We start from the raw sequence: 18,224 nt of genomic DNA on the forward strand, positions 1-18,224 counted from the left end.
TTCTATATTGAGGCAGCATTGCAACGTCAATCTAATTTGCTTCGTTCAAAGTTCAGGATTCTACCTGTGAAATTAAAATATTTACTTTCTGCCACAATGTACGCAACGAACTTCTGCGACAATCATGCGAATTGACACAATTTTCGTTTGAAAGCCCATGACGACAGCGCTCCCAAAACCGCCGCAAAACGATGTGACCCACTTATTTGGGCTCGACATACGTCGTATGCCATTTATTGAAGCTAATGATCTTCTACTCGATCTTGCAACACAATCAGGTAATAAAACTCAGGTAGTCGTCACGCCTAATGTCGATCATATCGTACGCCTCGATAAGCAACCCGATTTCAAAGCACTTTATGCCAAAGCTGACCATATTTTTGCAGATGGCATGCCAATCGTCTGGGCAAGTAAATTAACGTCACATCCACTTCCCGAAAGAGTGACGGGAGCTGATTTATTCGTTTCCTTGTGCAAAGGCGCAGCGACAAAGGGTCTCTCCATTTTCATTCTCGGCGGTATGCCCGGACAAGAAGATGCGTTAGTCGCTGCGTTTGCGAAGGTCTATCCAGGTTTAAAGGTCAATATCACCTGCCCTTCGATGAAATTTACGCCTGACGGTCCAGAGGCCGATGCTGCGATTCTACAGATTCAGGAAACACGACCTGACATTTTATTTATTTGCCTCGGAATGCCAAAGCAAGAATACTTTGCTTTCAGATATCAACGCGAGCAAACCATTAATAATTGCCCACTGATTCTGTGCGTTGGCGCAGCAATGGAATTCGCGTTAGGCCAGAAAAAACGTGCCCCAATGTGGATGCAAAAATCTGGACTTGAATGGTTTTGGCGACTGGCGAGTGAGCCACGTCGGCTATGGCAGCGCTATACGATTCAAGGCTCTAAATTTATTGGCATTCTTTGGCGCGAACGTCGACTTCACAGATAAGATCAATCCATTTTTGCAGCGGCGTTCTCTAACATAGAGCTTAATGAAAGTGACGAGGCTGAGAGGCTGTATCCGCGCAAGATTTACAATCCAAACCATTGATGCCAAAGACAAAAGCCGATCTTCTGATGAAGACCGGCTTTCGTTTTACTACGGGAGAACTTTTACACGAGAGAGAATAATGGATGCACTCTCTCTCATGATTTAGTCTTAAGCAACTTTCTTCGCATCAAAGAATTGCTCATCTTCTGTCGAACCGTGCAATGCAGTTGTCGAAGACTGACCTTGTTGAATGACTTGTGTTACCGCATCAAAATAACCAGTACCAACTTCGCGCTGATGCTTAACGGCAGTAAAGCCTTTTTCTGCAGCGGCAAATTCCGCTTCTTGCAATTCAACGAACGCAGACATCTGGTTACGAGCATAGCCATGGGCCAGGTTGAACATGCCGTAGTTCAATGCATGGAAACCAGCCAACGTGATGAATTGGAATTTGTAACCCAATTTGCCCAATTCTTTCTGGAATTTAGCAATCGTTGCGTCGTCCAGGTTTTTCTTCCAGTTGAAAGATGGTGAGCAGTTGTAGGACAACAATTTACCCGGGAACTTAGCATGGATTGCATCAGCAAATGCTTTAGCAAATTCCAAATCAGGCTTACCAGTTTCACACCAGATCATGTCTGCATATTCTGCGTATGCCAAACCACGGGAGATTGCTTGTTCCAGACCTGGTTTAGTTTTGTAGAAACCTTCCACTGTACGTTCACCAGTCAGGAATGGTTTGTCGTTGTCATCTACGTCAGAAGTCAACAAATCGGCGGCTTCAGCATCGGTACGTGCCAACAACACAGTTGGTGTACCCATGACGTCAGCAGCCAGACGTGCCGCATTGAGCTTCTCAACAGCTTCACGTGTTGGAACCAATACTTTACCGCCCATGTGACCGCATTTTTTGACAGAAGCTAATTGATCTTCAAAGTGAACGCCAGATGCGCCTGCTTCGATCATGGCTTTCATCAATTCAAATGCATTCAATACGCCACCGAAACCAGCTTCAGCATCAGCAACGATAGGAGCGAAGTAATCGATATCGCCTTTACCTTCAGACCATTGAATCTGATCAGCACGTGTCAATGTATTGTTGATACGTTTAACAACCAGTGGCACCGAGTTTGCTGGGTACAAGGATTGATCTGGATACATTTCGCCAGCAACGTTAGCGTCGCCAGCAACTTGCCAACCAGACAGATAAATCGCTTTCAAGCCAGCTTTTACCTGTTGCATCGCTTGGTTACCCGTCAAAGCGCCGAGTGCGTTGATAAATGGTTCGTTGTTAACCAGATCCCACAATTTGATCGAACCATTTTTGGCGAGCGTGTGCTCAACCTTGATGGAACCACGCAGACGAACAACGTCTTCTGCCGTGTAATTACGTTTAATACCTTTCCAGCGTGGATTGGTATCCCAGTCTTTTTGCAATTCAGCTATTTGTTGTGCGCGTGTTGTCATGCTTCTCTCCTGTGGTCAAAACGAATGAAATGTGTGTTCCGTTGAGATCAATAATAGGAGATTTTTTGCATAGCAACAAGGTCTTATATAAGACATATAACAAATATTTTATCGTTTAAATTCAAATACTTAATTTACACTTTTCGCGATACGAAATCATTTTTCTTAAAATGAGAAAAAAAGTTTGTGCGTTAATGCGAAACTTTTCATAATGCGATAAGCAAATTTCACATTACAAGAAAATCAGCGCCAATTCGGCATATTTTTGCATTTGAATAATTTTTGGCAGGATAATGCCAACGTATCGTGAGACAAAAATACGACAGTTTCATAAAAATATGGCTCAAATTGCTATTCCATCGCCATATTTGAGATCAAGGACGAAACAAACCCTTGCGCCTGACAAAGATCCTCGCGTGCCTCGTATGTCAATCGTTATCAAAAAGCACTATTTCATACCAAGGTGACGCTTTGTTTAACGCAATCTTGAATCCCTGCCCTGTCCGTACGACATCTGTACGAGAAACAGCTGGCAGCCGCTGCCCATCGCCATCCAACGGGAAAATCGTCATATGCTTCATCGTTGTCGGATAAAAGAAATTAACATTAATGCGTTCTAACCATACAGGCCCAGTCGCATCACGCGGGCCCGAGGGTTTTGTCGCGTTTGCAGCGTCTGGCTCTAGCGTCCACCAGCCTGCTTCACCGGGGTATGGCACCACATTCTTCGGTCTCGTGGGGAAAGTGTCTGGTTGCGATCCTGTAGTAGCGCCGCTCAATGTGAGTAACAATCGACGCGATTTAATCAATGGTTTAGCGTCCCTCGTGACTAACAACATCACACCAAATTGCCTACTCTCCCTGGAAAAAGTCGGAAATAAAAATTCTGTTCGAGACCGCGCGTTCGTTAAAGGAGCGTATCCCGCGAATAGAGCACTATAGGATCCAAGAAAATACAAGTTTGGCGCAGCTCGATCAGTGACCATCTGTCCACCATTGGCGTACCACGCTGAATCCAGGTTTGCGGCATCATTTACTGTTTTATGCAGAGTTGAGATTTGCGGCGGCGATTTTAACTTGACGTCTATACCAATTCGTTTAAAAAAAGCGTCCTTTGGAACAATCTCGTGCGTTGATTTTAAGAAGTCAAAGTAGGCATTGGAACTCACACCTTCACCCATTCCAGCTACCATCAGTCGCGCTTCCGGCAATAGAGGAATCACCAGGCTTTCACGTAAAGCGGGAATTTGAAATTGACGAAACATGGAGGCTGAAATCCCCGTCGTCACCAATTGTCCACCGTTACCACTCAGATCAAAACTATCCGGCAACGCTTTCCAGCTGTTCCCATCCACGTACTGAAAGAAAAACAAGCCATCCCAATCCTGCGCACTCGCAATTGCGACCATTACTGGCAAGATTTCAGCGCTCTGACGATTTGGATAGGCCTGATTAAATTCGCTGATGACAAATGGCTTTTGCACATCACGATAGAACGCCTGCTTCAACAATGGCTCCCAGCCTTCACGTACAGCAGACTGATCTTTCATGCGCCAGTCATTTCTATCCCATTGCTGATGAGGAAAATCATAGTGATCCACATAAAAGTGCTGATCCAGGTAATCCATGTCTTTTTGCGCATCGGCATTCAGGATGCCGCCGTAATACATTTGCGTTCCGGTTAACGGCACAAGATGACCTACTTCTGCACGGATTGCCTTGCGCATCGTATCGAGGTAATTACGGTCCATCTCCGACAAGAAGCGCACAAAATCAAGAACTCGACGCTCTGCCCCCTCTTCCTGCGCTTTGAATTTGGGCTCAAGAATAGCTGGCGTAGCAACATCAATTTTGTCCAAAGCTCGCTTTGCCAATTGTTGTCCACGTGCGACCCATCCCTCCCCGAACGCGAGAACTTTTGCCTCGTCTTGTCGCACCAAAAGCGTTCCTTGCTTCACAAGGCCACAGCTATTCCACACGTGACATGCTTTATCTAGGGTGCCATGTTGACGTTGCGCCCAGCGTTGCCATTGTTGTTGCAAAAGCCGTTGATATTCTCCCTGCAAAGCATCAATATCTTTGCGTTGCCACGCACCAACCAGCGACGATTCATTATTAATCTCGACCATTGCCAGCGCCGGATCATTATTCAACTGCAATCTGCGCATTAGCTGTTGGGCATATTCCACCTGTAACGCAACCATACGCGGCTCAAATAAATGCATAGGACTGCTGGCGAACGGCATACTTTCACCAGGAACAAGTGGTGTTAACTGATCGACCGCATAGCGAAAAGTATACCCAACATGTAGGTTCAAATTGACATAGATGCCTTCTCGACTAAGGGCATCAATCAAGGTTCGAAGGCGTTGAACCGCAACGGAATTAAAGCTGGGGTAAGCGCCGGTCGTCAAAATACCTTGTGGCTTTTCTTCGCTATCGCTTAACACAGAATCCAGATGATGCAAACGCACCGCATTAAAACCCAGACTGCGCAATCGTTTTGCTATTTTAGGTGCATCTTCTTCACGTGGAAAATTCGCTGGTCCCGACAGACTGATTCCAAATAAACGTACCCGTTGATCGTCGTTGGTGTTGGCCTTTTTATCGACTCCTACCTTATAAAAATGGGCGCCCTTCACAAACAAACGGTCCGCATTGCTTAGAGGATGATTTAGTCCACTAAAATCGGTAATATTAGACAATTGCTCTTCATTAATAGCAAAAGGATACCATTCAAGGTTAGCCGCAAAAACTGACGTACAGCTCAGACTCGCCAAACTCCACAAGCTGAACAAGCACAAAGACCAAACTTGCTTACCGATAATTGGAAAATAGTTCATGAAATAAGTCGCATTAATAAGGCAAGACATTAGAATATCGCACAACCAAACGTGAAACATAAACTCGATGAAAATTCCTGCAAGCGATCTGCAACAAACCGACATGCCGGCAAGTCAAGTTTTTGTCATTAAACTCATGGTTGTGCTCTTCGTCGTCTTTTCATTATTACCTTATGGCATTTCCTGGGATTACACAGGCACATCGGCATTAACGATGGAGGGTTCCATTACGACAAAACTAGAATGGGGCGGCTTAATCAGCGTTGCCGCCTACATTTTGTATCAGCATTGGCACATCACGAGGCGTGACCTTAGGGCACTTAACCCATTTCTCGTCGCAGTTCTCATTTGGTGCCTACTCTCTAGCATGTGGTCACCATTGCCAGGCGTTACATTCAAAAGAGCAATTCAACTCTACGGCATTGTCATGATTGGGCTCAGCATCCAGATGGCGCCAAAACCTTTACATGTTTTAATACGCGGGATGCTTTTTACTCTGATGTGCATATTAGTTTTATCGGCCTTCATGGCTATTGCGACACCGAGTATTGGCATCGACTACGAGCTTGGAGGCGCCTGGCGAGGCGCTCTGTCGCAAAAAAATGAATTAGGACAAGTAGCAGCCATCGCAATTCTACTTTGGCAGGTGCTCGCTTGTATCGAAAAAATCGATATCCGCTTATTTTTAGTTGGTATTTTATTTAGCTTTTTCTTGCTAGTAATGAGCAAAAGCTCGACCAGCATGATTATCACTATTTCGACCAGCCTGATTTTTCATGCATTAAGAAAACGACGCATACAATCAGACTACTCAATATCACGCATTCTATTGAGCATTTTATGTGTGGTGATCATAGGTTTATATGTGTTTTACATGCAGGAATCACGCTTTCCTACCTGGCCAGAGCTTTCGTCGCCGATCGCGCATATTTTTGGCAAAGGTTCTGACCTGACTGGTAGAACTGATATTTGGGAACTGGTGTGGCTGGAGATTCGCAAACACTGGGTGATGGGACTAGGTTACGGCGCATTCTGGCTAGGCCCTGATAGCTTATCCCAGTTTGTGATCAGCGCCCTGCATTGGATACCATTACAGTCTCACAACGGCTATATGGATATTTTAAATGAACAAGGCATCATTGGACTGACCATGACAATCTTATGTTTATTGACGCAAATCGTCATGCTCGTCCGGATGTCGCATGGTGATCGAGTCCAGTCTGCATTTTGGACGGCAATGTTACTGGTCGTCATCGTCACAAATTTCACAGAAAGTAGCCTTTTCCGTGGTTTTGGTTTTCAAAACGTCTTCTTTATCTTTGCCTTAGTTGCCGCCACAACTGTCAACCGCAGGTTAAACACATCAAACGATTCAATCGGCAGCACGTAATTTGGACTCAATGTAAAAATTTTCTACCAAAATTTAAGCTTGGTCGCTCAACAAAACGGAAAGATAAGTCCGCCAAAACAACAGAAGCTACGATCATCAAGGTGATACGTAGTGGCAGAGATAACGCAGGCATCCATACAGTAATAACGCCAAACACGAGCCAATGATACAAATAGAGCGAGTAGCTTACCTTTCCCAAATAATTTAGGGGTGCACTACTTAAGAAGCGACTCGCAAAAGTATCATTCAACACGATGCACGAGAACATACAAGCAAGTGCCATACCTTGCAAGGAATAGCGATAGGATTCGCGGAAATTTTCATCGCGCCAAAAGAGCGAGAAAAGCATCATTGCAATACCTAGCACCAGGGTTTCACGACGCTGAAATACCGCGATCACTTTCGGATATCGTGCTAATAAAATGGCAAACCCAGTGCCATACATGATCGAATCCGCACGCGTATCGGTGGCTTTATAGATTCTGTAATGCACCAAGTGATCCAGACCGACGCCATAAACGAGATAAATGCGCCACGCCAGCAGAATTACCAGCAAACCTAAAATCACAGTTAAGAACCGCTTCGGCACGCTAATCAATCCCAAAAATACAAATGGGAAGACCATGTAAAAATGCTCTTCAACCGCTAACGACCATGTAATCGACAATGGTGGCGGCAGAACATCGTCGCTGAATCCTATAAAAATACCAAAATAATTAGCGAAGTAGAAAAAAACGGACGCCAATTCAACCCAGGTCCATTGCACTGCAGCTAATTGCATCACGCATAAAGAAATCAAAACAAAGACAATCAATGCTGGCATTAGCCTGAAGAAACGTCTTAAATAAAACTTTTTGATGCTGACAGTGCCACTTGCATCCCATTCGGCAATCATCAGCCTGGTAATGATAAAACCGCTGATGAAAAAGAAGATGGTAACCCCAAGTCCTCCCGGCACAATATGCCCGAGCCACGCATGTGAAAACAACACAAGTAAGATGGAAATTGCCCTCAAACCATCCAGAGCGATAATGCGAGTTTGATGCGTTGCTGTCATATTAAAAAAGTGAAAGGTGATCTACTTATCGCCATAAACGTGCGCGACAACACCACGAAAATGATTTAACTTACCTAGCTGAGAAAACCCCAACCTGGCCCAATAAAATGCTTTCAATGGCGCGAACACACCGAGCACTATAGTCAGAACAAATGCAATAATCATCTGCACGATTGCCCTGATTGCTAACCAAGCACCACGAGTCCACACATGATAGCCGGAAAACATCGCTAATTCTGTGCGCATGAAAAGTTGACCGGTTCTGAAAGAACGTTGCAATAACCAGGATGCCGTCGCACGTTCGACCGGCACCACTTCAGTAACCGGCGCTTCATCGCACCATACCATTTTCGCCCCGACAGACCCCAAGGCACGGAACAACATACTATCTTCACCTCCCGATTTACCAAAGGCTGGATCGAAGGGTCCTGCTTTTCCTGACGGCATCACTTGATCTAACAACTTTCGTCTGACCAACACGTTGCCGCTACGGGCATTTTTATCGTCGATGAGTGTTCCCGTTGGCAAACGACGACGATCAAAATAACCGCCGTTGATAACCCATGCTGGTACACCCGGCGCATATTCTGGAATAACAGGTGCGAAAATAACGTCTGCCTGATATTGCTGCTGGGTTTTAAATAGATGTGCTAGCCAGTCAACATCTGGACATTCATCATCGTCAACCATGCATATCCATTCGCCGGTGGCAGAGCGAATTGCCGCATTTCGTGCAAGGGAAATATTCGACTCACTTAACGCCAAGCATTTTAAGCGATCAGGATAGGCTTTCACCATTTCGGCCAAAACAACAGACGCACTTTGTAGATGGTCATTATCGACAACAACAACGTTGAGCTGAGCCCCAGGCAGCTCCTGAGAAAACACCGCAGTCAATAAGCGACGTAGCATTTCTGGTCGACGAAAGGTGCAAATACAAACGCTGACAGAAATCATACGTTATGAAATATGAGCAGGACGACGATGAAACAAACGACCAAACCAAGTCATCAAGCGTGGGATCACTCCTGCATTGGATCGAGCAGATTTTGACTCAAATTGATTAAACACCGTCCCGATCACCTCGACACCAGCTGCTTGCATATCGCTTTTCGTTTGCCTGAGGTCACTGAGTAAAGTGACATCTTTTTGAGCCATCAGCAAAACGAACCCCACCTGATGCGCGACCATCTGTGCATCTGAGGCCAGAGAAGACGAGTAAGTATCCAGCACGACCGCATCGAAATTCTCGCTGCAGCTATCGAGTAATTCGCGAATACGCGGCACACGTAAAATTTCCAGTGGATTAGGAACGCGTGGCCCCGCGGGTAAAATCTGCAAATTAGGCATTAATGGAATCAGCGCATCGGCGAGTGCTATACGTCCGGCTAGTACTGAAGACAACCCATCCGGCGCACCCAGCGCAAACAAAGAATGAAGATCACCGGTGCGCAAATCCGCGTCAATCAGTAGTGTGCGACGACCTACCTGAGAGAGAGCAATGGCGAGACTTGCTGCCATGTAGGATTTACCTTCATTTGAGCCAGCACTCACAAGCGCTACATTAATTCTATCGGCTGAACTGAACTTTAAAAGCAGTTCGCTTCGCAAACGCCTGATTTCTTCAGACTCCTTAGAAAACGGAAAATGAAAGAACCGCAATTTTTCGTCAGCCGAACCATTGAACAATTCCTTGGTGCCAAAACCAAACTGTTCACCGAGCGCTGAATCAATTTCTGCTTGACTCAGAAAACCCAGACTGAGCGCCGCATCACCGAAACGCAGTTTCTTTTGCCTCTGTTCTGCGGCAATTTGCTCTACCTGCTGAGAAGTCAACAATCCTTTTTCTAAAAACAGATCGCCCAAACGACCAATTTTTGGCGGTAAGGCTGTTGGTTTTTGCAGGTTGTCCGGTTCCGACATTGTCATTATCTTTTTTGCCTCTTGTTTTATAAGCGTCCGGACACTGAGAGCGCCTCATCAAACCCAATTTGAGCAATCACCGGCACATCAAATTCTCGCTCAAGATCCTCTGCACAACGCACTCTTCTATTCAGTAACTCAAGCAAAAATGCCAGACTCAGAGCAAACATGAGACCACCGATGAGTCCGAAAATAAGATTATTTCTAAGGAGTGGCTTCGCATGCTTTTCAGGAACTTCAGCCCACTGCATGACGGTAGCATCAGAAATGGCGACATTACTTGTCATCAGCAATTCATCAAATTTCTGAATCGCCGCGTTGTAGATTTTCTGCACACTATCTAATTGACGCTGATAAGAACTGATGACGTCCCGATGTTTTTTGTTCTCAAAAGTCTTTTTCTGATAATTTGCCAGCTCTTCTTCCATCACCTTTTGTTGATGAGCGAGGCGACTCTCGACCGACTGCATCGAATCGACCGCCGTTGAGGACTCGCGTTTCAATTTCGTCAGCAAGGCCTGGCGTTCTTCCTGTATTGCGATGTATTTTGGATGTCGGGGTCCTAACGTTGACTGTGCATTCGCCAACTGAGAGTCGAGCGCAATCAATGCTGCTTTAATTCCGGAAATATTGCCAGCGGCAGCGACCTCAGGGAGGTCGGAGCTAATATTTCCCTGCTTCACGAGGCCATCAAGAGAATGTTTCCTGGCCTGTGCCTCAACGCGTAATAATTGCACATCAAGGATACGCGCACTCAGCGCACTCATTTGGCGGGAATCGAGATCAGCACGTTCATCCACATCAACGATTTGAAACTCTTGCTGATAACTGGTTAATTTTTTCTGAATTTCATCAATCTGACGGCTGAGTGTTTCCAACTGTGCATTGTACTGATCCTTACGCGCACGGGCGGGAGCGTTCATCATTTCCAATGAGAGATCAATATACGACTTTACGATAGCATTGGTGATATCTTTGGCCTCTTGTGGATTATGCGAGGAATATTGAACCTCGACCACACGGCTATTTTTGTGCGGCGACACTTCCACATGCTGCGTGATCGACTCCGCCAACAAGCGCAATGATCGCTGCTCGCCAAATTTACGTACTAAAGTTCTAAAATCTTCAGTATCTTGCAAACGCAGAGCATCAATAACTCTTTCAGCAACCTGGACACTCTTGATAACATCAAATTGTGTTTCGAGATAACTTTCGTCTTGTACTGGGTTAAATTGGCGACCACTAATCGGGTCATTAATCCGATAATCGATATAAATATTCGCACTCGCGATGTAGGTTTTCGGCAACAAAAAACTGACGACACCAGCAATGACGACCGCTACAACAGTAATGGTTAAAATTAATTTCCTCCTGGCGCGCAGCATCGCACCTATTTGCGTAAAAGAAAGAATTAATTCGGTTGGAGAACTTCGCATCGGCAGTTTTAAAAAATGCGTTCGTTAATAAATACGACATCACCAGGAAGTACAACATCTGAGATGCGAGCGGAAATCTCTTTTAGTTCACCACCAGGTAACTTACGATGAATAATGATTCGTGAAGTACTTCCCCTATCAGTGACGCCACCACCGATAGAAATCACTCGCATCACATTCAGATCGTCTTCCATCGGATAAGAACCGGGGCGCCGAACTTCACCGTACACATAAAAGTTTTTCAGCTGTCCAACGATGAGAACATCGTTAGGAAGCACTTTTTGCATAAATTGACCGTTGCTCTTATCGCTATCAAAGTCTAAATGAATGCTAGCGTATTCAACGAGTTCTGCTTTACCATCCTGCCCTGCCCGACGTAAAACCTTTAAATTCTTGTCCGCACGCGGTGTAACACCTCCAGCCAGACTTAATGCATCCAGGACACTCAAGGTGCCTTGTAAAATAAAACGACCTGGACGCGCGACTTCACCAAGCACTGAAAAACTACGGCTGACTTGCTGAGCAACTTTAACGGAGACCTTGGGATTAACCAAGTACTGCCCCTGTTGAAGTTTGTTAGCAAAGGCAGCAGCTACTTCCGCCCCCGTTTTACCCTTTACATCAATGGTGCCAACCAAAGGCAAGGTAATACTGCCGTTTGCACCTACGATAATATCTGCACTTAAGTCAGGCTGGCCAAACACCGTTACTAGCAACTGATCACCCTCGCCAACTACGTCATTTTGCGGCTCAGTCGTTTCAGTATGTTTGACTGTGGCAGCGACAACATTCGTCACTGGGGCAGCTTGAGTCTCGACAGGAACAACCGTTGTGGCAGGTAACACCGGATTAACAGGTACGACTACCGGATTGACATCATTGACACCATTATTGCTTTTAACCGTGGCGATGTAACGATCACTATTATTGTTCGTTGTGGTCGCGGGCATATTAGCAACAGGCGGAAAATAGGACGCTGCCACCAAACCGGTCAAACTTTGCTCTATTTTCAACTGGGTTGAACCGTTGTTTTGCGCCTCTTGTGCCATCAAATTGACCGAAAACAAGAGTAAAAACGCCCCAGTGAAACAAAAACCTGGAAATTTCAAGCTCAACTTAGGCATAGTGTCAAAAATCATTGAAAACCAAGTATGTGAGAAAAACAGTTTATTTTATCTTGCTACAACAAAAAGAGTGACATTTTTTTGTCATACAAACAAAAGAGTGCAAGTATATCTAATTCCATTATGGAAATTAATGTGGCATAACAATAATTAACCATCGATAAATTGTCACCCTTCGTCGGCTAAGCTACCATTACGCAAAAAATTGGAAAATGCACAAATGACAAATAATCAATTTGACAACACTCATTCGACTGGAATTTCTGTGAGCACAGATCCAATAAAGAAACAGGTACCATTGGTAATCATCGCCCCAGTCCGGGATGAAGCTGATCTGATCAGATTGACCTTGGAGTCGATGGCGCAACAAACTGTAATTCCCGTTGAGTGGATCATTGTTGACGATGGATCACAAGACAATACGGCGGAGATTGTGCAGGAATACGCTGCTAAATATCCGTTTATCAGACTAGTAAAACGGCCCGATCGCGGATTTCGTAAGGTGGGCGGCGGCGTAGTAGCGGCTTTTAAATTCGGTGTGTCGCAAATTCAACACACTGATTATCAATATATTGCCAAACTAGATGGCGACATGTCTTTCGGACCACGCTATCTGGAAATAATGTTTGAACAGTTTCAAAACACACAAAAATTAGCTGCAGTATCGGGGAAAGTATTCCGTGAAGAGAATGGCAATCGTGTTGAAGAGATCATTATCGATGAACACGTCGCGGGTCAGTTCAAGCTATATCGGCGTGAGGCTTTTGAGCAAATTGGTGGTTTTGTAGAAGAAGTGCTTTGGGATGGAATTGACGTTCACACGGCGCGCATGAAAGGCTGGGAAACCAAAAGCTTCTATCACCCGGATGCGATTCTGATGCATCACAGGCTTATGGGTTCGTCCGACAAAAACGTTTATCGCGGAAGACTACGATGGGGTCGCGGCATTTGGTTTATGGGTTATCACCCGTTATATGCCGTTGCCTCCGGTATTTTCAGAATGCGCGAAAAGCCTTTTATTATTGGCGGCTTATTGATTATTGCGGGCTACCTTGGCGCAGCAATCAGGCAGGCGCCAAGATATGACAACCCGGAGTTCAGAGAACATTTACATCGTTGGCAATTGGGGCAAATCAAGGCCTTATTTTTTAAAACTAATACAAAGTAGTTAAAACGGTTCCACATTAATCAACTATGTTCAACTCCCATTCCCCATCGAATGCTTCACAACCTGCGCATTTATTATCTGTAATGACTGGTGGCGCTTTTAGCGTAGCCATTTGTTTGACGCTATTCTTGATCATAGAATACGTTGGCCACGTCGACGATGATGTATTCAGCATTCGATTTGTGATTGCGGCGATGGGCAGTATCATTGTTTTTTCTAGTCATCGTCTACTAAACTCCCTTCAGGATAGGAATGCTCTCTCTTTACTACCGAAGTTAACCTGGCGTTGGTTCGTGGTTTTTATGGTCGTCCTGCTCTCGGCTTACGTAGAAAAAACATCTGAGCAGCTGTCAAGAAAGGTCATGTTACTTTGGTTGGTGATTACACCATTCTCTCTGATGGCAATGGCACTACTGATCCGTGTTGTCGCAAGCGCCTATTACGCCAGTCCATTGAGGCGACGTAAGGCCATATTAATATGGTCAAATTCTGCCTGCGCCGATCTCGTTAGTTCACTGAGAGACTCACCGTTGGCGGCAGTTGATGTTATCGGTTTTTTTGATAATCGCAATGTGTCGCGCCCCCCGAGTAATATCGACCGTCTAGGCGATCTCGGCGATGCAGTAAATTGGCTCCTTGACTCAGAGACTGGCAAGATTAAGGTCGATGTTGTTTTCATTGGCATGAATACCAAAGAACCAGAAGAACTGTCTGAAATTTTGGAAATTTTATATGACAGCACGGCAACGACTTATTTTGTACCAGAATCTCTGATTTTCGGTATGCCTGGAATTCAACTCCGAGAATTAGCCGGCCGGCCAGTTTTGGCGTCCGTCGAAACACCGTTTATTGGTTTGGCTGCGTTACCGAAGAGAATTATCGACTTTATTGGTGCCTTCATTGCTCTCATTTTGCTCTCGCCCGTCATGTTAACAGTTGCAATTGGCGTGAAAATGAGTTCACCCGGACCGATTTTTTTCAAACAAGTTCGATACGGTATCGCTGGTAAAGCCATCAACGTTTTTAAATTCCGTAGCATGAAAATGGCGGCCAAAGATACGCCCGTGGTGCAAGCAACGGTTGGGGATATCCGCGTCACAAAATTTGGGAGCTTTATCCGTAAGACATCACTGGATGAATTGCCTCAACTGTTTAATGTACTCAATGGCGATATGAGCCTGGTTGGTCCACGGCCACATGCCGTCGCGCACAATGAGCTTTATCGAAAATTGGTTAACGGTTATATGTTCCGCCACAAAATTAAGCCAGGAATCACTGGCTGGGCGCAGGTCAATGGTTTACGCGGAGAAACCGATACACTTGAAAAAATGCAGGCGCGGGTAGATTATGACCTTTATTACCTGCAACACTGGTCAATCTGGCTCGACTTTGTCATTTTGTGGCGCACAGTCAAAGTTCTGTTTGGCGATAAAAACGCGTACTAACTGAACCACATGCATCGTTTATTTAGCTTGTTTGAATTTGCGTAAATATTGGCCAAGCGCTGAGCTTTTTAATTCCTTGCGCAGCGATACATAGGTAGCTTGTGATTTACTGATGATGGCCGGCGCGGATATGGCACCCTCACACAGGTCATGATGCCCGGTTGCAAAACGTACTTTATAGGGTTGTTCACCACGCCCTAAATCTATTAAATTAAGACCCATCGTAGCAGCTTCTCTGGCACATCCAGCCAATAAAATCAAGCCAGGAGAAAATTCTGCATGCGTCGTTTCATACCAGGGAAACCAATAGTGCAAAGTATGCGCTGAACGCATACCAAAATGCGCTGCAATCAAGGTATCACCAGCATATAGTGTCGATAAAACGCCAGCAAAATCGGGCGATTTTTCTAACTGAATTGCCTCAACGACTGAACGAATCCAAGGTACCGCGAAAATATCATGATCGGCTCCGAGCGTGCGGATAAACTGATCGGATTTTCCCGCCAACAACGCCGCAAATTCTAAGGGTTCCCGTGAATCGATACAAAAACGCAAGACGCCAAGTTTTTTGCTCAACTTACGTTCGCTCGTTTCAATTTTCTTTAATAACGAGGCGTCCCGTTTCTCTTGTAAGCGTTGCGCATAAGCTGCAAAACCACCCTGGAGGTTTAACGTCAGCGAGCGGCTATGCTCCCAGCCGCACTGCGAAAAATCTGAACGCTCGACGGGCATATGGTTGAACCCCATATAACTTACGGACATTGCACGTAATATTTCTCGCGCCGGCAATGCTACCTGAGGCGAGCAAATAGGACCTTGATAGTCTGTCAAACCGCCACCAATCACTTCCGCAGAAAACGAATTTTTCTTGTGATATGGCAGAAATCCAAGTACTTCACCCGCATCTTCAATTACAAGTATGCGCGTATCAGGACGCGCCTCACCGACAATCAAGGAATACATCGGCTGGTAATACGGACTGTTAAAAATAGCCGAGCTTGTCAATAATTGACGCCATTTTTCCTGCAAACCAGCATCAAGCTCACGATAATTTATTTTACTGAACTTCATTGGTTTTCTTGTTCGCGACTAAGCAAATATTGTTGTAAATTGTCTTGAAGTTGAGCTTCCATTGCAAGCTCAATCACCGTCGACAAGCGACTACCGTGCACTGGCTCAAAGACGAAAACGCGATATATATCGGCAATTTTTAACATTGCCGGATTCGCTATTAAGGTCCATAATTCACTTCCTTCATTCCGCTTCGCCCACCAAACAGTCTCGGTGCTTTTGACGCTATCTGACACAATTCTGGCGACCCAACCCGCATCCTGCATCCGTTGCAACAAGCCTTCAATTTCATCCATGCCAAAACGCGTTTTTTCACGAAGTTGAGCAACACTAAGGACAGCATCGGTTTTTTCATGTTTTGCCAGTGTTAACAGTTGAAGAATCCTCATTGCATCCTCGAATGCGCTACCCGGCTTGGGTACGTGCCACCAGCGTTCGAACTTTACAATTGGCAGTGCGGCAGCAATCACCGCGCCAATTAAGGTAATCAACCAGGATAAATAGATCCAGACCAGGAAAATCGGCACCGCCGCCAATGCGCCATAAACGATCGTATATGTAGGAAAGTGAACCACAAAAATCGCAAACCCACGTTTCGCAATTTCAAATGCGCAGCCCGCAAATAATCCCCCCCAGGCAGCATCATGCCAATCCACCACTCTATTGGGAACCGTCAAATACAACAGTGTATAAGCGCCAGTCGTAAAGGTGATCGATATCAGTGTATAAAAAACACCACCAAGAAAAGGAACAGCACCAACTACGCCACTCGTAGCAGTGAACAGATAAGATGTAATTGAAATCGATACGCCAATCAAGAACGGTCCTAACGTAACGATCGCCCAATACACCAAGACACGCTGAAAAAAAGGCCGTGCACGTTTCACCTGCCAAATTTGATTAAATGACTGATCAATCATGGCCATCGTTGCAATCGCCGTAAACATCAGGGCAACACCACCAACCGCAGATAATCGCGTTGCTTTGGTGGCAAATTGCGTAAGATAACCAAGAATCGTATTGGCAATCCCTTTTGGCATCAGATTTTGGACGAAATATGCCTCAAGCGAAGTTCTGAAAGTATTAAATAAAGGGAAAGCAGTAAAAATTGCAAGTGCGACAGTTAAAATCGGCACCAACGCTAACACAGTAGTAAAAGTTAAACTGCCGGCAACTTGCGGCAACCGACCTTCCCGCAAACGCTGCAAGCCAAAGTAAAAAAGGTTCTGTAAATGCTTCCACGACAGTCCGCGCATAAATTTCTTAAAAAAATGTGTTGCCGCTATTTTACTTAGAGAGTGACCATAAAGTCTCATATAATATTCAATATGAATACTTCCAACCTTACGATCCTCGTTTTATTTTATTCCCGTCACGGTAACACTCGCAAAATAGCCGAATACATTGCCCAAGGTGTAGAAAGCGTACCGGGCTGTGATGCGCGCTTGAGAACTGTGCCTGCCGTATCAACGACCGTTGAAGCGGTCGAGTCTGAGATCCCGTCCGAAGGTCCGCCCTTTGTTGAGTTATCAGACTTAAAAGAATGCGCCGGACTGGCCTTGGGTTCCCCAACACGTTTTGGCAATATGGCTGCAGCCATGAAATATTTTTTGGATGGCACCGCGGCCGACTGGCTTTCTGGCACCTTGATTGGCAAACCTGGCTGTGTCTTTACCTCAACAGGGAGCTTACACGGTGGACAAGAATCCACTTTGTTGACAATGATGCTACCTTTGCTTCATCACGGCATGCTCTTAATGGGCATACCATATAGCGAGGCAGAGCTGATGACGACCAGTACGGGCGGTACGCCATATGGAGCAAGCCACTGGTCAGGGCTCGATGGAAAAAATCCAATCTCGGAAGATAGTCGTAAACTTGCAATCGCATTGGGCAAACGTTTGGCAGAAACCGCCCTTCGCCTTCAACAAAAGCTATGAGTCATCGCCAACAACAAGCACATAGGTACGCCTGTATCGCATTATGCTCCCTCATTATCCTGTGTATTTTATGGGAATGGTGGCTAGCCCCTTTGCGCCCAGGTGGATCGTGGATGGTCTTAAAAGTCTTACCTTTATTGTTGCCTCTACGCGGCGTACTACGCAAAGACAACTATACGATGCAATGGACGTCGATGCTCATCTGGTTGTATTTTACAGAAGGATGCGTGCGACTTTACAGTGACAAAGTCACGCTGTCAGCTATTTGCGCGGGATTGGAGACGATCTTATCGCTGCTTTATTTTGCTGCAATCCTGATCTATTTACGGCCACTCAAACAAGCTGCTAAAGCGCGCAAAAACGCGTAAA

General features: G+C 45.4%; 15 protein-coding genes. 6 read left to right on the plus strand and 9 right to left on the minus strand.

The window, feature by feature from the left end:
* Window positions 1–157: 157 nt before the first annotated feature.
* Window positions 158–949, plus strand: a complete 792-nt coding sequence (locus tag ACO0K1_RS03255) for a WecB/TagA/CpsF family glycosyltransferase (RefSeq protein ID WP_423022646.1) — start codon at window positions 158–160, stop codon at window positions 947–949.
* A 210-nt stretch (window positions 950–1,159) separates the two neighbouring features.
* On the opposite strand, the gene aceA is transcribed toward ACO0K1_RS03255, so the two are convergent.
* The gene (gene aceA / locus ACO0K1_RS03260; RefSeq protein WP_423022648.1) at window positions 1,160–2,458 is read right to left on the minus strand and encodes an isocitrate lyase; all 1,299 of its coding nucleotides are present in this window, start codon (window positions 2,456–2,458) and stop codon (window positions 1,160–1,162) included.
* Window positions 2,459–2,886: 428 nt separating this feature from the next.
* On the minus strand, window positions 2,887–5,301 hold the full coding sequence (locus ACO0K1_RS03265) for a hypothetical protein (protein ID WP_423022650.1): 2,415 nt from the start codon (window positions 5,299–5,301) through the stop codon (window positions 2,887–2,889).
* A gap of 67 nt (window positions 5,302–5,368) precedes the next feature.
* Here ACO0K1_RS03265 and ACO0K1_RS03270 point away from each other — a divergent pair, with 67 nt between their 5' ends.
* Entirely contained in the window at window positions 5,369–6,691 is a 1,323-nt protein-coding gene (locus tag ACO0K1_RS03270; RefSeq protein WP_423022652.1) for an O-antigen ligase family protein, read from the plus strand.
* Between the two features lie 7 nt (window positions 6,692–6,698).
* Here the strand turns inward: ACO0K1_RS03270 and ACO0K1_RS03275 are convergent, their stop codons facing one another.
* The 5 genes from ACO0K1_RS03275 to ACO0K1_RS03295 are packed head-to-tail and all read right to left on the minus strand — an operon-like array spanning window position 6,699 to window position 12,231.
* The gene (locus ACO0K1_RS03275; protein ID WP_423022654.1) at window positions 6,699–7,748 is read right to left on the minus strand and encodes an acyltransferase family protein; all 1,050 of its coding nucleotides are present in this window, start codon (window positions 7,746–7,748) and stop codon (window positions 6,699–6,701) included.
* A gap of 21 nt (window positions 7,749–7,769) precedes the next feature.
* On the minus strand, window positions 7,770–8,705 hold the full coding sequence (locus ACO0K1_RS03280; protein ID WP_423022656.1) for a glycosyltransferase: 936 nt from the start codon (window positions 8,703–8,705) through the stop codon (window positions 7,770–7,772).
* A 3-nt stretch (window positions 8,706–8,708) separates the two neighbouring features.
* Entirely contained in the window at window positions 8,709–9,677 is a 969-nt protein-coding gene (locus ACO0K1_RS03285) for a polysaccharide biosynthesis tyrosine autokinase (RefSeq protein WP_423022658.1), read from the minus strand.
* Window positions 9,678–9,697: 20 nt separating this feature from the next.
* Complete coding sequence (locus ACO0K1_RS03290) at window positions 9,698–11,107, minus strand: Wzz/FepE/Etk N-terminal domain-containing protein (RefSeq protein WP_423022660.1); 1,410 nt, start codon at window positions 11,105–11,107, stop codon at window positions 9,698–9,700.
* A gap of 8 nt (window positions 11,108–11,115) precedes the next feature.
* Window positions 11,116–12,231, minus strand: coding sequence for an SLBB domain-containing protein (locus ACO0K1_RS03295; RefSeq protein ID WP_423022662.1), 1,116 nt, complete (start codon window positions 12,229–12,231; stop codon window positions 11,116–11,118).
* Window positions 12,232–12,496: 265 nt separating this feature from the next.
* On the opposite strand from ACO0K1_RS03295, the gene ACO0K1_RS03300 reads away from it, so the two are divergent.
* The gene (locus ACO0K1_RS03300) at window positions 12,497–13,399 is read left to right on the plus strand and encodes a glycosyltransferase (protein WP_423022664.1); all 903 of its coding nucleotides are present in this window, start codon (window positions 12,497–12,499) and stop codon (window positions 13,397–13,399) included.
* A gap of 83 nt (window positions 13,400–13,482) precedes the next feature.
* On the plus strand, window positions 13,483–14,844 hold the full coding sequence (locus ACO0K1_RS03305; protein ID WP_423022733.1) for an undecaprenyl-phosphate glucose phosphotransferase: 1,362 nt from the start codon (window positions 13,483–13,485) through the stop codon (window positions 14,842–14,844).
* A gap of 18 nt (window positions 14,845–14,862) precedes the next feature.
* On the opposite strand, the gene ACO0K1_RS03310 is transcribed toward ACO0K1_RS03305, so the two are convergent.
* Entirely contained in the window at window positions 14,863–15,915 is a 1,053-nt protein-coding gene (locus tag ACO0K1_RS03310) for a GNAT family N-acetyltransferase (protein ID WP_423022666.1), read from the minus strand.
* Entirely contained in the window at window positions 15,912–17,171 is a 1,260-nt protein-coding gene (locus ACO0K1_RS03315) for a YihY family inner membrane protein (protein ID WP_423022668.1), read from the minus strand. Before ACO0K1_RS03315 ends, ACO0K1_RS03310 begins: the two co-directional genes overlap by 4 nt.
* Before the next feature lie 72 nt (window positions 17,172–17,243).
* Between ACO0K1_RS03315 and wrbA the strand changes: the two genes are divergently transcribed.
* Both wrbA and ACO0K1_RS03325 read left to right on the plus strand, forming a co-directional pair.
* Window positions 17,244–17,855: an NAD(P)H:quinone oxidoreductase gene (wrbA, locus tag ACO0K1_RS03320; protein WP_423022670.1), complete on the plus strand. Its 612-nt coding sequence runs from the start codon at window positions 17,244–17,246 to the stop codon at window positions 17,853–17,855.
* Window positions 17,852–18,223 (plus strand): DUF2069 domain-containing protein, encoded by a 372-nt coding sequence (locus ACO0K1_RS03325; RefSeq protein ID WP_423022672.1) that lies wholly within the window; start codon window positions 17,852–17,854, stop codon window positions 18,221–18,223. The genes wrbA and ACO0K1_RS03325 overlap by 4 nt, the downstream gene beginning before the upstream one ends.
* The last annotated feature ends 1 nt before the right edge of the window (window position 18,224 follow it).

Source organism: Undibacterium sp. SXout20W, from assembly GCF_049340285.1.
Lineage (GTDB): Bacteria > Pseudomonadota > Gammaproteobacteria > Burkholderiales > Burkholderiaceae_D > Undibacterium.